General features: G+C 65.6%; 15 protein-coding genes. 9 read left to right on the forward strand and 6 right to left on the reverse strand.

Features of this window, described 5'->3' with window-relative positions; translation table 11 throughout:
* Window positions 1–81: 81 nt before the first annotated feature.
* Window positions 82–633, forward strand: coding sequence for a cytochrome C (locus tag AC56LU_RS08870; protein ID WP_497175225.1), 552 nt, complete (start codon window positions 82–84; stop codon window positions 631–633).
* 51 nt (window positions 634–684) lie between these two features.
* Here the strand turns inward: AC56LU_RS08870 and AC56LU_RS08875 are convergent, their stop codons facing one another.
* Both AC56LU_RS08875 and AC56LU_RS08880 read right to left on the reverse strand, forming a co-directional pair.
* Window positions 685–2,958, reverse strand: coding sequence for a penicillin-binding protein 1A (locus AC56LU_RS08875; RefSeq protein ID WP_497175226.1), 2,274 nt, complete (start codon window positions 2,956–2,958; stop codon window positions 685–687).
* 214 nt (window positions 2,959–3,172) lie between these two features.
* Window positions 3,173–4,870 (reverse strand): methyl-accepting chemotaxis protein, encoded by a 1,698-nt coding sequence (locus AC56LU_RS08880; protein ID WP_497175227.1) that lies wholly within the window; start codon window positions 4,868–4,870, stop codon window positions 3,173–3,175.
* Between the two features lie 253 nt (window positions 4,871–5,123).
* Between AC56LU_RS08880 and pyrG the strand changes: the two genes are divergently transcribed.
* The 4 genes from pyrG to ftsB all read left to right on the forward strand — a co-directional run bounded on the left by pyrG (window position 5,124) and on the right by ftsB (window position 9,432).
* Window positions 5,124–6,827, forward strand: a complete 1,704-nt coding sequence (gene pyrG, locus AC56LU_RS08885; protein WP_497175228.1) for a CTP synthase — start codon at window positions 5,124–5,126, stop codon at window positions 6,825–6,827.
* Window positions 6,824–7,678: a 3-deoxy-8-phosphooctulonate synthase gene (gene kdsA, locus AC56LU_RS08890; protein ID WP_497175229.1), complete on the forward strand. Its 855-nt coding sequence runs from the start codon at window positions 6,824–6,826 to the stop codon at window positions 7,676–7,678. Before pyrG ends, kdsA begins: the two co-directional genes overlap by 4 nt.
* 76 nt (window positions 7,679–7,754) lie before the next feature.
* Complete coding sequence (eno, locus tag AC56LU_RS08895) at window positions 7,755–9,041, forward strand: phosphopyruvate hydratase (protein WP_497175230.1); 1,287 nt, start codon at window positions 7,755–7,757, stop codon at window positions 9,039–9,041.
* A gap of 49 nt (window positions 9,042–9,090) precedes the next feature.
* Window positions 9,091–9,432: a cell division protein FtsB gene (ftsB, locus tag AC56LU_RS08900; RefSeq protein ID WP_497175231.1), complete on the forward strand. Its 342-nt coding sequence runs from the start codon at window positions 9,091–9,093 to the stop codon at window positions 9,430–9,432.
* Between the two features lie 67 nt (window positions 9,433–9,499).
* Here the strand turns inward: ftsB and AC56LU_RS08905 are convergent, their stop codons facing one another.
* Entirely contained in the window at window positions 9,500–9,922 is a 423-nt protein-coding gene (locus AC56LU_RS08905) for a PAAR domain-containing protein (protein WP_497175232.1), read from the reverse strand.
* A gap of 260 nt (window positions 9,923–10,182) precedes the next feature.
* On the opposite strand from AC56LU_RS08905, the gene AC56LU_RS08910 reads away from it, so the two are divergent.
* Window positions 10,183–10,455 carry a hypothetical protein gene (locus AC56LU_RS08910; protein ID WP_497175233.1) on the forward strand — a complete coding sequence of 91 codons (273 nt, stop codon included), beginning with the start codon at window positions 10,183–10,185 and terminating at the stop codon, window positions 10,453–10,455.
* A 49-nt stretch (window positions 10,456–10,504) separates the two neighbouring features.
* On the opposite strand, the gene AC56LU_RS08915 is transcribed toward AC56LU_RS08910, so the two are convergent.
* Window positions 10,505–11,011: a Dps family protein gene (locus tag AC56LU_RS08915; RefSeq protein WP_497175234.1), complete on the reverse strand. Its 507-nt coding sequence runs from the start codon at window positions 11,009–11,011 to the stop codon at window positions 10,505–10,507.
* Between the two features lie 192 nt (window positions 11,012–11,203).
* Here AC56LU_RS08915 and AC56LU_RS08920 point away from each other — a divergent pair, with 192 nt between their 5' ends.
* Window positions 11,204–11,932: a hypothetical protein gene (locus AC56LU_RS08920; RefSeq protein ID WP_497175235.1), complete on the forward strand. Its 729-nt coding sequence runs from the start codon at window positions 11,204–11,206 to the stop codon at window positions 11,930–11,932.
* A gap of 37 nt (window positions 11,933–11,969) precedes the next feature.
* Here the strand turns inward: AC56LU_RS08920 and hslO are convergent, their stop codons facing one another.
* Together hslO and AC56LU_RS08930 are read right to left on the reverse strand one after the other, a co-directional pair.
* Window positions 11,970–12,935, reverse strand: a complete 966-nt coding sequence (hslO, locus tag AC56LU_RS08925; RefSeq protein ID WP_497175236.1) for an Hsp33 family molecular chaperone HslO — start codon at window positions 12,933–12,935, stop codon at window positions 11,970–11,972.
* A 3-nt stretch (window positions 12,936–12,938) separates the two neighbouring features.
* Complete coding sequence (locus tag AC56LU_RS08930) at window positions 12,939–13,463, reverse strand: gamma carbonic anhydrase family protein (protein ID WP_497175237.1); 525 nt, start codon at window positions 13,461–13,463, stop codon at window positions 12,939–12,941.
* A 163-nt stretch (window positions 13,464–13,626) separates the two neighbouring features.
* Between AC56LU_RS08930 and AC56LU_RS08935 the strand changes: the two genes are divergently transcribed.
* Both AC56LU_RS08935 and AC56LU_RS08940 read left to right on the forward strand, forming a co-directional pair.
* Window positions 13,627–14,520, forward strand: a complete 894-nt coding sequence (locus AC56LU_RS08935; RefSeq protein ID WP_497175238.1) for an alpha/beta fold hydrolase — start codon at window positions 13,627–13,629, stop codon at window positions 14,518–14,520.
* Window positions 14,521–14,546: 26 nt separating this feature from the next.
* A complete protein-coding gene (locus AC56LU_RS08940) occupies window positions 14,547–15,374 on the forward strand; it encodes a 3',5'-nucleoside bisphosphate phosphatase (protein WP_497175239.1) in 828 nt (275 codons plus the stop codon).
* Window positions 15,375–15,441 lie beyond the last annotated feature (67 nt).

Below are 15,441 nucleotides of genomic sequence, written 5' to 3' on the forward strand. Positions count from 1 at the left end.
CCCCCCCGGCGTGGGGCTGCCATTGGCGGCGAACGCCCGGTATCTTGTGGCGAATCGACAAGACCACCAGGAACGACCACCATGATCAAGCTTCTGTACAAGGCCCAGCGGGCCGTCATCCATGTGGGGATGCACGCCGCCGTGCAGGCCACCTTGCTGCTGGCCTTCGGCATACCGGCCCACGCCGCCCAGAACGGCATCCACCCGCCGGCAAATGCCTCGGCGCAAGGGAAGTACATCGAGCGCGGCCGCTACCTGGTGAAGGTGGGCGGCTGCAACGACTGCCACACCGCGGGCTACGGCATGAGCGCCGGCAAGGTCGCGGAAAAGGACTGGCTCCAGGGCGACCAGCTGGGCTGGCGCGGTCCCTGGGGCACGACCTACCCGACCAACCTGCGCCTGTCGATGAACGCGATGAGCGAGAACGACTGGATCAAGATGGCGCAGACCTTCCAGGCGCGCCCGCCGATGCCGTACTTTAATCTGCACGCGATGGACAAGGAAGACCTGCGCGCGATTTACCGCTTCGTGCGCCACCTCGGTCCGGCCGGCAAGCCGGCGCCAGGCTGGGTGCCCCCGGACCGCACGCCCCCGGGCCCCGTCATCCAGTTCCCGGGCCCGCCTGCGAAGTAAACGATCACACGGCAGTGTGCAGGACACAGTGTCCGGCACCCGCCCTGCCTCTCACGGTGACTGCTGCGCTACGGGTGCAGCAGCACCTTCCTCCACCGCCGGCGCCGGTTCGGCGAACTCCGCATACACCCAGTCGCCGCCGGCGCGCACCACGCCCTCGGGCGGCGTGCGCTCGCGCTGCGGCGTCCTGGCGAGTGCCACCCGCATATAGTCGACCCAGACCGGCAGCGCCAGCGTGGAGCCGAATTCGCGGCTGCCCAGCGAGCGCGGTTCGTCGTAACCCATCCATGCCACCGCCACCACATTGCCGCCATAGCCCGCGAACCAGCCGTCGATGGCGTTGCTGGTGGTTCCGGTCTTGCCCGCGAGGTCGGTGCGACTCAAGAGGCGCGAGGCCTGCGCCCCGGTGCCGAAGCGGGCCACGTCGCGCAGCATCGAATCGAGGATGAAGGCGTTGCGCGCATCCAGCACGCGCGCTCCTTCTTGTGGCGGACGCGGCTTGCCGCTTTCGAACATCACCCGGCCGTCACGGTCCTGGATCGACATCGACAGCACCGGCTCGACCCGGTAGCCGCCGTTCGCCAGCACCGCATAGGCGCCGGCCAGCTGCAGCGGCGTCACCGCGCCGGTGCCGAGCGCCAGCGTCAGGTTGCTCGGGTGGCGCGCCATGTCGAAGCCGAAGCGCCCCAGGTGATCGCGCGCATAATCGACCTCGAGCGCGCGCAGCATGCGCACCGCCGGCACATTGCGCGAATGCGTGAGCGTGTGGCGGATCGTCACCGGGCCCTCGAACAGATTGTCGTCGTTGCGCGGCGCCCAGTTGGCATAGGCCTTCTCGTCGGAGAAATCGAGCGGCTCGTCGAGAATGGTGGTGCCGGGGAAGAAGCCGCGCTCCAGCGCCGCCGAATACACGAAGGGCTTGATGCTCGATCCCGGCTGGCGCCATGCCTGGGTGGCGTGGTTGAGTTTCTGCAGCTGGTAGTCGAAGCCGCCGACCATGGCGCGCACGCTGCCGGTCTGGGCGTCGATCGCCACGAAGGCCGACGCCACCTGGGGCAGCTGGGTAATGACCCATCCATCCTTGCCGGACTGGGAAAGACGTACCACGGCGCCCGGCGCCAGCTTGATGCCGGCCTTGGCCGCCGGCGCCAGGGCAGGGGCGGCAAAGGCCAGTCCCGCGCCCTTGATCTCGATCGTCTCGCCATCGCGGGTCGCGACCCGCACCCGCTTGGGCGAGGCCGACAGCACCACGGCCGGCGTGAACCCGCCCACCGCGGGGCGCTTCGAGAGCGCCTCCGCAATCGCCTCCTCGCGCTCCTCGCCAGCCTTCGGCAGCACGATGCGTGCTTCCGGGCCACGGTAGCCGTGGCGGCGGTCGTAGGCGATGGCGTTGCGGCGCACCGCCTCCCAGGCGGCCGTTTGTTCCGCCGCATGGATGCTGGTGGTGACCGTGTAGCCGTGCTCGTAGGCGGCTTGCCCGAAGCGCGCATGGGCAGCCTGGCGCGCCAGTTCGGCGACGTATTCCGCGCCGGCGCCCGGGCCGCCGCCGTCGCGCCGTACGCGCAGCGGTTCGGCCAGTGCGCGGCGGTACTGGGATTCGCCGATCTTCCCCAGCTCGAACATGCGCCTCAAGACCACGCGCTGGCGTTGTTGCGCACGTTCCGGGTTGGCGACCGGATTGTGGCGCGAGGGGTTTTGCGGCAGCCCCGCGAGCATCGCGGTCTCCGCCAGGCTCAGGCTCGCCAGGGGCTTGCCGAAATAAGTGCGCGCCGCGCTGGCGAAGCCGTAGGAACGCTGCCCCAGGTAGATCTGGTTCATGTAGACCTCGAGGATCTGGTCCTTGGACAGCGCCTGCTCGATCTTGTAGGCCAGCGCGACCTCGGTCAGCTTGCGCGGCAGGGTCTTGTCGCGCGACAGGAAGAAGTTGCGCGCCACCTGCATGGTGATAGTCGAGCCGCCCTGGCGATAGCCGCCGCCCAGTGCGGCCAGGTTGGCCTTGGCGGCGCCCAGCGCGCGGATCCAGTCGATGCCGCCATGGTCATAAAAGCGCGAATCCTCGATCGACAGCACGGCCGCCTTCATCAGGGGCGGGATCTTTGCGATCGGCACGAAGTCGCGCCGCTCGGCGCCGAACTCGCCGATCAGGACCTTGTCGGCCGAGTACACCCGCAGCGGGATCTTGGGGCGGTAGTCGGTGACGGCGCCGATGTCCGGCAGCGGCACTTCGTCCAGCACGCCGGCGGCGGTGGGCGCGCATGCGGCGGACAGCACGGTGGCAAGCAGGACGGAGGGGGCGTTCAGGCGCGGCAGGTTGAGCAGGTGCATGGAATTCAATCAGGATGGCTGGGTTGGATGCGGCGCCGATAGTACCGCCATCGCGCCCCGGCTGCAGCCCCGACCGGCAAGGTAGCACCAGATGCCTTGGATGGGCTCGCTTGGCGCTACCGCGCGCCCGGGCCCCTCGTGCCTGCGATCCGGCACCGATCAACGACAACGCCCGGCACGATGGCCGGGCGTTGTCGTCAGCTTAGCGCAAAGCTCAGAAGGTTTCCCATTCCTCGGCATCGGCGCGCGTCGACCGGCGTGCGCTTGCCGGCGCCGGTTTCGCCACCCGCGCGGCCGGCTTGGCCTGCAGCGCCAGGGCGCGTGACGGTGCGGCCGCGGCCGGCGCCGCGGTGGCCGGGGCATTGGCGCCCAGCTTGAACACGCCGACCACCTGGGCCAGGCGGGCCGCCTGCTCCTGCATCGATGCGGCTGCCGCCGCCGACTCTTCGACCAGGGCGGCATTCTGCTGGGTGACCTGGTCCATCTGGCCGATGGCCTGGTTGACCTGCTCGATGCCGCCGGTCTGTTCCTGGCTGGCCGACGCGATCTCGGCCATGATGTCGGTGACGCGACGGATCGAGGTGACCACCTGTTCCATGGTGTCGCCGGTCCGGTCCACCAGCCTGGTGCCGGCTTCGACCTGTTCGACCGAGTCGCCGATCAGGGTCTTGATCTCCTTGGCGGCAGCGGCCGAGCGCTGGGCCAGGGTGCGCACTTCCGACGCGACCACCGCGAAGCCGCGGCCCTGCTCGCCGGCGCGCGCCGCTTCCACCGCGGCGTTGAGCGCCAGGATGTTGGTCTGGAAAGCAATGCCGTCGATGACGCCGATGATGTCGACGATCTTGCGCGAGGAATCGTTGATCGACCCCATGGTGGTGATGACCTGGCTCACCACGCTGCCTGCCTCGAGCGCCACGCTGGAGGCGGTGATCGCCAGCTGATTGGCCTGGCGCGCGTTGTCGGCGTTCTGGCGGACGGTGCTGGTCAGTTCTTCCATCGAGGCGGCGGTTTCTTCCAGCGCGCTGGCCTGCTGCTCGGTACGGCTTGATAAGTCGAAGTTGCCGGCCGAGATTTCGGCTGAGCCGGTGGCGATGGTGTCGGTGCCGCTGCGCACTTCGCTGACGATCTTGACCAGGCTGTCGTTCATGTTGCGCAGGGCGCGCAGCAGGGCGCCGGTCTCGTCCTTCGAGGCGGCTTCGATGCGGCTGCTCAGGTCACCGGCGGCGACGGTTTCGGCGGCTTGCACTGCCGCGCGAATCGGGCGCGTGATGCCGCGCGTGAGCATCCACGAGAACAGCGCGCCGATCAGCACAGCGGCCCCGGTCAGGCCCGTGATCACGATCTCGCCGCGCCTTGCGGTGGCGTCGATGCCGGCGGCGGTGGCGGCGATGTGCGCGCGCTGCATCGCGACCAGTTCATGAATCGATTCCTGGTAGGCCTTCGCCGTCGGGGTGAAGGCCTGATCGAGAATCTGGTCCGCCAGTTCCTGGTTGCCCTCGGCCTTGGCCTTGACCGCATTGTCGCGCGCGGCGCCGTACTGCTTGCGCTGCTCCAAGATGCGCCGGAACAGGGCGGTTTCGCTTTCCCCGCCGATGAGCGGCTCGATCTGCTTGACGAGATCGGCCGCTGCCTTTGCGGTCATGGCGGCGTCGTCCTTGAAGTAGGCGGTCAGCGACGGGTCGCTGCTCTTGACGATGGCGGCGGTGCGGCGCACGGCCGCGAAGATCTGGGTGTACCACTCGGCGATCAGGCGCTCCTTCGCCAGCGGGGTGGCCAGGGTGTCGCGGGTGGCGCTGGAGACCTGCTCGAGGCGCCACATGCCGGTAGCGGCGATCAGGACCGCCATCAGGAGAGTCAGGATAAAGCCGGCGGCAAGGCGTGTGCCGATGCCGAGGTTATTGAAAGCGCGCATAGGGTCGGTGGTGGGGTGGCGCGCAGGTCGCTGCCACGTCATGCAAATGGAAAGCAAGAATTATTGCCCAACTGAAACATCAGTGCAGCTTTTATCGCTTCTCGTATGAACGATTTACAACGCCGGACGCTCCTTGCCGCCCGGCTCGGCCTTGCGCCGAGGCCGGCCGAGGCCACCGGCATCTCATGCACCTGGCAGGGTTTAAGGTATAATTTCTATTTCCCGCGCGTGCCATTCGGCACCTTCAGTACAAATGACCAAATTCGTATTCGTCACTGGCGGCGTCGTATCTTCCCTGGGCAAGGGAATCGCGGCCGCCTCCCTCGCCGCGATTCTCGAATCGCGCGGCCTCAAAGTCACCATGCTCAAGCTCGACCCGTACATCAACGTGGACCCGGGTACCATGAGCCCCACCCAGCACGGCGAAGTGTTCGTCACCGACGACGGCGCCGAGACCGACCTCGACCTGGGCCATTACGAGCGCTTTATCAGCACCCGCATGAAGAAGGTGAACAACTTCACCACCGGCCAGATCTACGAATCGGTGATTCGTAAAGAGCGCCGCGGCGAATACCTCGGCAAGACCGTGCAGGTGATCCCCCACATCACCAACGAAATCCAGGACTACATCCGCCGCGGCGCCGAAGGCGTCGACGTGGCGCTGGTGGAAATCGGCGGTACCGTCGGCGACATCGAGTCGCTGCCCTTCCTGGAAGCCGCGCGCCAGCTGTCGCTGCGCTCCGGCCGCAAGGGCGCGGCCTTCGTGCACCTGACCCTGGTTCCCTACATTGCATCGGCCGGCGAGCTCAAGACCAAGCCGACCCAGCACTCGGTGCAGAAGCTGCGCGAGATCGGCATCTCGCCGAACGCGCTGCTGTGCCGCGCCGACCGCCGCATCCCGGACGACGAGCGCGCCAAGATCTCGCTGTTCGCCAACGTGGAAGAGCAGGCCGTGATCTCGGTGTGGGACGTGGACACCATCTACAAGGTCCCGCAGGTGCTGCACGACCAGGGCCTGGACGACATCATCCTCGAAGCCATCGGCCTGGAGGCGCCAAAGGCCGACCTGTCGATGTGGACCAAACTGATCCACACCCTGGAAAACCCGAAGCGCGAAGTCACCATCGGCATGGTGGGCAAGTACGTCGACCTGATCGAATCGTACAAGTCCCTGACCGAGGCGCTGCGCCACGCCGGCATCCACACCGAAAGCCGCGTCAACATCGAATACCTGGACTCGGAAGAGATCGAAAAGGACGGGTGTGAGCATTTAGCCAAGTACGACGCGATTCTCGTGCCGGGCGGCTTCGGCAAGCGCGGCGTGGAAGGCAAGATCATGGCCGCCCGCTATGCCCGCGAAAACAAGATCCCTTACCTCGGCATCTGCCTGGGCATGCAGGTCGCGCTGATCGAATACGCGCGCCACATGGCCGGCCTGCCGAACGCGAACTCCACCGAGTTCGATCCGGAAACCGACCAGCCGGTGGTCGCCTTGATCACCGAATGGCAGAACCATGACGGCAAGGTCGAGAAGCGCGACACCAACTCCGACCTGGGCGGCACCATGCGCCTGGGCGCGCAGACCTGCGCCGTGAACCCGGGTACGCTGGCCGCCGAAATCTACGGCAACGTCGTGACCGAGCGCCACCGCCACCGCTACGAAGGCAACAACTTCTACCTGCCGCGCATCGAAGCGGCCGGCCTGGTGGTGTCGGCGCGTACCCCGAACGAAGACCTGCTCGAGATCATGGAACTGCCGCGCAGTGGCGACAACGGTCATCCGTTCTACATCGGCGTGCAGTTCCACCCGGAGTTCAAGTCGACCCCGCGTAACGGCCACCCGCTGTTCAGCGCGTTCATCAAGGCGGCGCTGGACCACCAGGCAGCCAACACCAACGTGGCGGCGAACAATTCGTCGGCACATGCATCGGTCTCACTACAAGGAGATGCAGCATGAAACTCGCCGGTTTCGACGTCGGCCTCGACCATCCGATTTTCCTGATCGCGGGTACCTGCGTGATCGAATCGCGCCAGATGGCGCTCGACACCGCGGGCACGCTGAAGGAAATCACGAGCGCGCTGGGCATTCCGTTCATCTACAAGTCCTCGTTCGACAAGGCCAACCGCTCGTCGGGCAAGACCTTCCGTGGCCCCGGCATCGACAAGGGCCTGGACATCCTGGCCGACGTGCGCAAGCAGATCGGCGTGCCGGTCCTGACCGACGTCCACGACGAAGAGATGATCCCGCAGGTGGCGAGCGTGGTCGACGTGCTGCAGACCCCGGCTTTTCTCTGCCGCCAGACCGACTTCATCAACGCCTGCGCGCGTTCGGGCAAGCCGGTCAACATCAAGAAGGGCCAGTTCCTGGCGCCGGGCGACATGAAGAACGTGATCGACAAGGCACGCGCGGCGGCACGCGAAGCCGGCCTGCCTGAAGATAACTTCATGGCCTGCGAACGCGGCGCCTCGTTCGGCTACAACAACCTGGTCTCGGACATGCGGTCGCTGGCCATCATGCGCGAATCGAACTGCCCGGTGGTGTTCGACGCGACCCATTCGGTGCAGCTGCCGGGCGGCCAGGGCACCTCGTCCGGCGGGCAGCGCGAACACGTGCCGGTGCTGTCGCGCGCGGCGGTTGCCGCCGGCGTCGCCGGCCTGTTCATGGAGACCCACCCGGATCCGGCGAACGCGATGTCGGACGGCCCGAATGCCGTGCCGCTCGGCCGCATGAAGGAACTCCTGGGCACCCTGGTCGAGATCGACCGCATCGTCAAGAAGACCGGCTTCATCGAAGCCGACTTCAAGTAAAACCTGCAGCGCGCCCGGCGGCTGGGCGCGCGTACCGACCACACTGAATTTTCTACTCTTCCGGAGACTGTAAAACATGAGTGCTATCGTTGATATCATCGGCCGCGAAATCATTGACTCGCGCGGCAATCCGACCGTGGAATGCGACGTCCTGCTGGAATCGGGCGTGATGGGCCGCGCCGCCGTGCCCTCGGGCGCCTCGACCGGTTCGCGCGAAGCGATCGAACTGCGCGACGGCGACCCGAAGCGTTACTTCGGCAAGGGCGTGCTGCAGGCCTGCGAAAATATCAACACCGAGATCTCCGAAGCGATCATGGGCCTGGACGCCAATGAGCAGGCCTTCCTGGACCGTACCCTGATCGATCTCGACGGCACCGAAAACAAGAGCCGCCTGGGCGCCAACGCCATGTTGGCCGTGTCGATGGCCGTCGCCAAGGCCGCGGCCGAAGAAGCCGGCCTGCCGCTGTACCGCTACTTCGGCGGTTCGGGCGCGATGCAGATGCCGGTCCCGATGATGAACGTCATCAACGGCGGCGCTCACGCCGACAACAACCTGGACATCCAGGAATTCATGATCATCCCGGTCGGCGCACCGTCGTTCAAGGAAGCGATGCGCTGGGGCGCCGAGGTGTTCCATACCCTCAAGAAAATCCTGCACTCGAAGGGCCTGAACACGGCGGTCGGCGACGAGGGCGGTTTCGCCCCGTCGGTGGCCAACCATGAAGAAGCGATCAAGCTGATCATGCAGGCGATCGAGCAGGCCGGCTACGTGGCCGGCAGCCAGATCGCGCTGGGCCTGGATTGCGCCGCCAGCGAATTCCACAAGGACGGCCGCTACGTGCTCGAAGGCGAAGGCGGCCTGTCGCTGTCGGCAGCCGACTTCACCAACATGCTGGCCACCTGGTGCGACAAGTACCCGATCATCTCGATCGAGGACGCGATGGCCGAAGGCGACTGGGACGGCTGGGCCACCCTGACCGCCGCACTGGGCAAGAAGGTGCAGCTGGTCGGCGACGACCTGTTCGTCACCAACACCAAGATCCTGAAAGAGGGCATCCAGAAGGGCATCGCCAACTCGATCCTCATCAAGATCAACCAGATCGGCACCCTGACCGAGACCTTCGCGGCCATCGAAATGGCCAAGCGCGCCGGCTACACCGCCGTGATCTCGCACCGTTCGGGCGAGACCGAGGATTCGACCATCGCGGACATCGCGGTTGGCCTGAACGCCCTGCAGATCAAGACCGGCTCGATGTCGCGTTCGGACCGCATGGCCAAGTACAACCAGCTGCTGCGCATCGAAGAAGACCTGGGCGACGTCGCCAGCTACCCGGGCCGTGACGCCTTTTACAATCTGAAGTAAACCACATGGGCCGGACCGCCTCGAAAGCGGTCCGGCCCGTGCATGCCCCATGCGACTCATTACCATCGCGCTTGCCATCCTGCTGCTGCTGATCCAGTACCCGTTGTGGCTGGGGAAGGGCGGCTGGCTCGCCGTCGCCGACATGCGCGACCAGGTCGGCACCACCCGCCACAAGACCGAGCTGCTCGAGGCGCGCAACGCCAAGCTCGAATCGGAAGTGCGCGACCTGCGCGACGGTACCGGCGCGGTCGAAGAGCGCGCCCGCTACGAGCTGGGCATGATCAAGCAGAATGAAATCTTCGTGCAGGTGCTGCGCAAGGACGAGCAGCCAGTGGTCTCGATGACCGTGCCGCCGCCCCCGCCCGAACCGAAGGAAAAGCGCGACCGCTGATATATCGAAACTGCGCGCAACTGCGCGCAACTGCGCGCAACTGCGAGCAGCCGCGAGGCCGCCTGCTTCAGGTTTCGCAGCCTCCGCGCGGCGGCATGTACCCCGGCTGCAGCAATCCTGCGATCGGCGCGTCGCCTTCGAACAGCACCAGCTCGCCCATGTTCTGGTGGCTCCACGTAATACGGTCGCCGTTTTCGACATGGCTGCCGACCAGCGCGATCGGGCGGTCGCCGAAGGTGGAGGCGTTGCCCGCTCCCGACACGATGATGCTCTCGCTGCCGTCCGGATAGCGGACCCGGTCGCCGACGCAAGCGACGCGGAAACCGTCGTCATGCGCTTCATGATTGGACACGACAACCTTCCCGCCACGTAAGGTCGACGACCCGACGGTGGCGATCGGGTACCGGGCCGTCACTTTCCTGAACGCCGGCAGCGGCGCTCCCGCTTCGTGATCGATCGACGATACCTTGGCTGCGGACATGCGCTTCATTCGAACTCCTTTGGGTGTAATCGGTAAAATAATCCCGCGCTCATGCGAAGATTTCTCTGTGCAACATTGCTTTTCGCAAACTACGAGCACATTTGACGCTTTCGTGGTCGGACCATTCCTGATTAATATCAATATGACTTCCATGTGGGATCACGCCTACAAAGAAGTTACCGGAAGTGGATGGTCTGCCAGCGGCGACGGGCCGGAATGCATGCCCCATCGAGTAGAATGCGGGCTTCATTCAAGAACAGGAAGCAGGCATGACCCAGCCAACACCGCCGAATCCGGCGCAGCTCGATTCGCTCGACGCCATTGCCGACTGCCTGGCCGATGCATTCGAGGAGGGCGATGGCGCGGCCATCGCTGCCGCCATGAAGGCCGTGGCCCAGGCGCCGGGCCTGGGCGCGCTGGCAGCTGCCGTCGGCATGCCGCGCGACGCGCTGTACACCGGGCTGGTGGCGGAAGAATTCAACCTCGATCTCACCCTGGAGATCATGAAGGTGGTCGACCTCCACATGTCGGGCAAGGCATAAAACAAAAACGCGCCTTCCGGCGCGTTTTTGTTCTGCAGGTATGCGGGGTTTACTCCGACGAAGCCTCACCCTGCATCGAACCGGCGCCCTGTTCCAGGAAGGAGCGCAGCATCCAGGCGTTCTTCTCGTGCACTTCCATGCGGGTGGTCAGCATGTCGGCGGTCGGATAATCGTCCAGCTCGTCGGCAACCTTCACGCCTTCGCGCAGGGTGCGGATCAGGATCTCGTTGCCGTCGACCAGTTGGCGGATCATTTCTTTCGACGACAGCACTTCCGGCTCTTCCTTGATGCTCGACAGTTCGACATAACGCTTCGAAGTGGCTGGCGCGAAATGGCCCAAGGCGCGAATGCGTTCGGCGATCTCGTCGAGCGCATTCCACTGCTCGGTGTACTGCTCTTCGAACAACACGTGCAGAGTCGAGAACATCGGCCCGGTAACGTTCCAGTGGAAGTTGTGGGTCTTCAGGTACAGCATGAAGGCGTCCGACAAGATCGTCGACAGCGATTCGACGATCTTGGCGCGGTCTTCGGTGTTAATTCCGGTATCCATGTGCATCGTTTTTCTCCTGTGGGTAAGCGCAGTGTTCGTAAGGAAATGACAACACTGTCGAAGATGCATCAGCTTAGCACCGCTTGAAAAAATGCGTATTTTGCGTGTCCCGGTTCATTCGCGGTGCGTGAGAATGTGCGCATCTTTGCGAGAACGCCGTCTTTACAATCGATGCACCAACACCAATCGAGGACGTGCATGAAACGACATTCCATCATCGCCGCGCTGCTGGCCGTGGCAGCTCCATCGTTCGCACAAGAGGGCATGCCGGCGCCGGACAGCGCAGGAACGGTCCAGGTCAGCAGCATCAAGGATCCGGCCTTGCAGCCGTACGGCCGCATGCTGCGTGGACTCGATGCATGGGAAGAAAAGCGCGCGCTGGCGCCAAACGCCAGCCTGCGCTTCGAGCTGTTGACGCTGGACGGCAAGGCGGCGGCGCACGATGGCCTGCAACTGCGCCTGGCCGGCGACAAGGTCGATATCGCGCTCCCCATCGACGCCGACGCCACGTTCGTGCTGCCGCGCAGCCAGGACGCCCTGGACGATAAGGCCGACCTCGTGCTCAACCGCAAGAAGGACCAGATGCGCTGGCGGCCGCGCGTACGAACGCCGGGTGTACCCGACAACGCGCGACGGCTGGGCGACCTGCGGCTCGAGTGCGAGGTGCAGCAAGCCGTGCGCAAGGAGGACATCCCCTTGCTGTACCGCGCCGGCGCGGTGGCGGCGGGGGGCATCTGCAATCTGCCGATGGTGGGCTACGTGTTCCGGGCGCCCAAGCGTCTGGCCTCGGCCACGGTGGTGTCGGGCGAGCGCAGGGCCAGGCTGGCGCTGCATACCGGCGGAGCCGGCTACATGGCGCCGCTGCGGGACAAGAGCTGGGAGGACGACGCGCTGGTCGTGTATGAATTCGCCGAGGAGACGAAGTAGGTGGCCGGCAGCGCCGGCCACCCGACAGGATAGCTGATCAGTTGATGCTGCCGCTCGGCGGCATCATGGTCTCGACCGGCGTGTCGCTGGCGAACAGTTGGGCGCAATCCACCTTGTCGAAGGCGTAGTGCTTGCCGCAGAAGTCGCAATTGATGCCCAGCTCGCCCAGGTCGGCCAGCGCCGAATCGACTTCTTCCTGGCCCAGCATCTTGAGCATGTTGCCGACCTTTTCGCGCGTGCAGCTGCAGTGGAACTGCGGATACTGCGGCTCGAAGACGCGGATCGTCTCTTCCCAGAACAGGCGCTTGAGCAGGGTCTCGATGCCGGTACTGAGCAACTCCTCGCGCTTCAGGGTCTGGCCCAGCATGACGGCGCGGTTCCAGGTTTCCAGGTCTTCGGCTTCCGAGGCTTGCTGCAGCTGGTCGTCCTTGCCGCTGTGGCGCGGGAGCTTTTGCAGCAGCAGCCCGCGCGAGACCTGGTCGTCGGCTGCCAGCCACAGGCGCGTGTCCATCTGCTCGGAGCGCAGCATGTAGTTCTCGATGACGGTCGCCATGGTGTCGCCTGTCAAGGGCACCACGCCCTGGTAGGGTTGCTGGCCCGGCATCTTGTCGGTCGGGTCGAGGGTGATGACGAAGCGCCCTTTGCCGTGGACGTTGAACATCTGCTCGAGGGTGGTGTCTTCCGCGATGTCGGCGTCCGGCGCCAGCTTGGCGGTGGCGCGGATGCGCAGGTCGGCGTCGCACTCGACCACCAGCAGGCGTACCGGGCCGTCACCGAAGATCTGCATCACGATGGCGCCATTGAACTTCAGGTTGGCCGACAGCAGGGCGCTGGCCGCCACCATCTCGCCAAGCGCGGTGCGCACCGCTTTCGGGTAGGCGTGACGGGCCTGGATCTCGCGCCAGGTATCGGAAATCTCGATCAGCTCGCCGCGCACGGCAGCGTTGTCGAAGATAAATTTTTGCAGGGTGTCGCGCTTTTCGGTCATCACGTCGTTCGTCATTCTTTATCCAATCTGCTTGAGCTGCGCCTTGAACAGCTGGCCGCGCGCTACATAGCTCGCGGCGCTGGCCTGCAGGCGCAGCATGTCTTCTTCCGTCAGGCTACGCACGACCTTGGCAGGCGAGCCGAGGATCAGTGAGCCGTCCGGGAATTCCTTGCCCTCGGTAACCAGCGCGCCGGCACCCACCAGGCAGCCCTTGCCGATCCGGGCGCCGTTCAGGATTACCGCCTGGATGCCGATCAGCGAGCCGTCACCGACCGTGCAGCCATGCAGCATGGCCTGGTGGCCGACGGTGACGTTCTTGCCCAGCGTAAGGGGGAAACCCATATCGGTGTGCATCACCGTGCCCTCTTGCACGTTGCTGTTCTCGCCGATGGTGATGCGTTCGTTGTCGCCGCGCAGCGTCGCGCCATACCACACCGAAGCATTCGCCTCGAGCGTGACCTTGCCGATCAGGGTTGCCGAATCGGCCACGAAGCTTGAGGCGTCGATCTCGGGCGCATGCTCGCCCAGCTGGTAAATCGCCATGGATGTGCTCGCGGAGGGTTGAAATGCCGCTATTGTAAACCCTGTCTCCGCGATCGTCCGGTCGCTCGAAGGTGGGGGTGCTCAGCGCAATATCAAGCACACGGCTATAATGCGAACGACCGTACTATTTTTAGCTGTGCTTGCCACCCTTATCCTGATTTCCATGAATCCCTCCCGATCCGAGTTTCTCACCATCCGCGGCCTGCGCACCCACGTGCGCCACTGGGGCCGTGCCGGCGCCCCGACAATCTTCATGCAGCATGGCTGGATGGACGTGTCGGCCTCGTTCCAGTTCGTGGTCGACGCCCTCAAGGGCGACTGGCACGTGATCGCCTTCGACTGGCGCGGCTTCGGGCTGAGCGAACGCGCGCCTTCGGACACCTACTGGTTCCCGGACTACCTGGCCGACCTGGAAGCGGTGCTCGACCATTATGCGCCGGGCGAGGCAGTGAACCTGCTTGGCCACAGCATGGGCGGCAACATCGCCAGCCTGTATGCGGGCGTGCGGCCGCAGCGCATCGCGAAGCTGGTCAACCTGGAGGGCTTCGGCCTGCCTGAAACCCGTCCGTCGCAGGCGCCTGGCCGTTTCGCCAAGTGGCTCGACGAGTTGCGCGCCAGGCCCGAGATGCGCGGCTATGCCAGCCGGGAAGAAGTGGCGGCGCGGCTGCAAAAGACGAATCCGCGCTTGTCCGACGAGCGCGCCGCCTTCCTGGCCGGCCACTGGTCGGCCCAGGATCCGGACGGCCAGTGGCGCATCCTGGGCGACCCGGCGCACAAGATGACCGGGCCGCTGCTGTACCACGCCGATGAAGTGCTGGCCTGCTGGACCCAGATCACGGCGCCGGTACTGTGGATCGAGGCGGAAGAGACCGAGATGTGGCGCTGGATGGGGCCGAAGGAGCAGGCCAGGGCCGAGATCGACCGCCGCCGCGCGCACCTGGCGGACGTGACGGCACGCACGATGCCGGCGGCAGGGCATATGCTCCACCACGACCAGCCGGAGATGCTGGCTGCCATGCTCGAGGCCTTCCTGGCCGGCGCCGACGTTCCCGGCTGACCGATTGCCGCGTACAATGTTCGGCTATGAAAGCCGATCTCCACTGCCATTCCAGGGTCTCCGACGGTGTGCTCGCGCCCGCCGCCGTCGCCGCCTATGCGCGCAAGGGCGGCGTCGACCTCTGGGCGCTGACCGACCATGACGAAGTCAAAGGGATCAAGGCCGCACGCCAGGCGGCCGGCGAGCTCGGGATGCGTTTCGTGGCCGGCGTCGAGATCTCGGTCACCTGGGCCAACGAGACCGTGCACATCGTCGGCCTGCAGGTCGACGAGGACAACCGGGCCCTGGTCGACGGCCTGGCCGCCACCCGCAACGGCCGCCAGGCACGCGCGCACGAGATATCGGCCCAGCTGGCGAGCGCCGGCTTTCCGGGCGCCTACGATGGCGCGCTGCACTACGTGGGCAATCCGGACCTGATTTCGCGCACCCACTTCGCCCGCTACCTGGTCGAAGTCGGCGCCTGCGGCTCGACCGCCGAGGTGTTCCGCAAATACCTCACCGAGGGCAAGCCTGGCTATGTGCCGCACCGCTGGGCGACGCTGGCGGACGCGGTCGGCTGGATCCGCGGCGCCGGCGGCGTCCCCGTGATCGCCCACCCGGGCCGCTATCCGTTCAGCGACACGGCCGAAGGCGCGCTGTTCGACGAATTCCGCCAGCTCGGCGGCAACGCCATCGAAGTGGTGACCGGCAGCCATACGCCGGACCAGTACCAGACCTATGCCGAGCTGGCGCGGCGCTACGGTTTCCTGGCTTCGCGCGGGACCGACTTCCATGCCCCGGGCGAGTCGCGCGTGGAGTTTGCCGAATTGCCGCCGCTACCGGCCGGGCTCAAGCCGGTGTGGCACGACTGGTAGGGTGGCGGCTCGTAATCCGGTCCACTGGACCAGATTACCCCACGCGTTCAACCGGCAGATAAACAGC

It is taken from the genome of Telluria sp. PB2R4 (assembly GCF_059685695.1).

Bases quoted from the DNA above. Each gene is read 5' to 3' on its own strand.
- AC56LU_RS08870 (WP_497175225.1), top strand. From the start codon at position 82: ATGATCAAGCTTCTGTACAAGGCCCAGCGGGCCGTCATCCATGTGGGG.
- AC56LU_RS08875 (WP_497175226.1), bottom strand. From the start codon at position 2,958: ATGCACCTGCTCAACCTGCCGCGCCTGAACGCCCCCTCCGTCCTGCTT.
- AC56LU_RS08880 (WP_497175227.1), bottom strand. From the start codon at position 4,870: ATGCGCGCTTTCAATAACCTCGGCATCGGCACACGCCTTGCCGCCGGC.
- pyrG (WP_497175228.1), top strand. From the start codon at position 5,124: ATGACCAAATTCGTATTCGTCACTGGCGGCGTCGTATCTTCCCTGGGC.
- kdsA (WP_497175229.1), top strand. From the start codon at position 6,824: ATGAAACTCGCCGGTTTCGACGTCGGCCTCGACCATCCGATTTTCCTG.
- eno (WP_497175230.1), top strand. From the start codon at position 7,755: ATGAGTGCTATCGTTGATATCATCGGCCGCGAAATCATTGACTCGCGC.
- ftsB (WP_497175231.1), top strand. From the start codon at position 9,091: ATGCGACTCATTACCATCGCGCTTGCCATCCTGCTGCTGCTGATCCAG.
- AC56LU_RS08905 (WP_497175232.1), bottom strand. From the start codon at position 9,922: ATGAAGCGCATGTCCGCAGCCAAGGTATCGTCGATCGATCACGAAGCG.
- AC56LU_RS08910 (WP_497175233.1), top strand. From the start codon at position 10,183: ATGACCCAGCCAACACCGCCGAATCCGGCGCAGCTCGATTCGCTCGAC.
- AC56LU_RS08915 (WP_497175234.1), bottom strand. From the start codon at position 11,011: ATGCACATGGATACCGGAATTAACACCGAAGACCGCGCCAAGATCGTC.
- AC56LU_RS08920 (WP_497175235.1), top strand. From the start codon at position 11,204: ATGAAACGACATTCCATCATCGCCGCGCTGCTGGCCGTGGCAGCTCCA.
- hslO (WP_497175236.1), bottom strand. From the start codon at position 12,935: ATGACGAACGACGTGATGACCGAAAAGCGCGACACCCTGCAAAAATTT.
- AC56LU_RS08930 (WP_497175237.1), bottom strand. From the start codon at position 13,463: ATGGCGATTTACCAGCTGGGCGAGCATGCGCCCGAGATCGACGCCTCA.
- AC56LU_RS08935 (WP_497175238.1), top strand. From the start codon at position 13,627: ATGAATCCCTCCCGATCCGAGTTTCTCACCATCCGCGGCCTGCGCACC.
- AC56LU_RS08940 (WP_497175239.1), top strand. From the start codon at position 14,547: ATGAAAGCCGATCTCCACTGCCATTCCAGGGTCTCCGACGGTGTGCTC.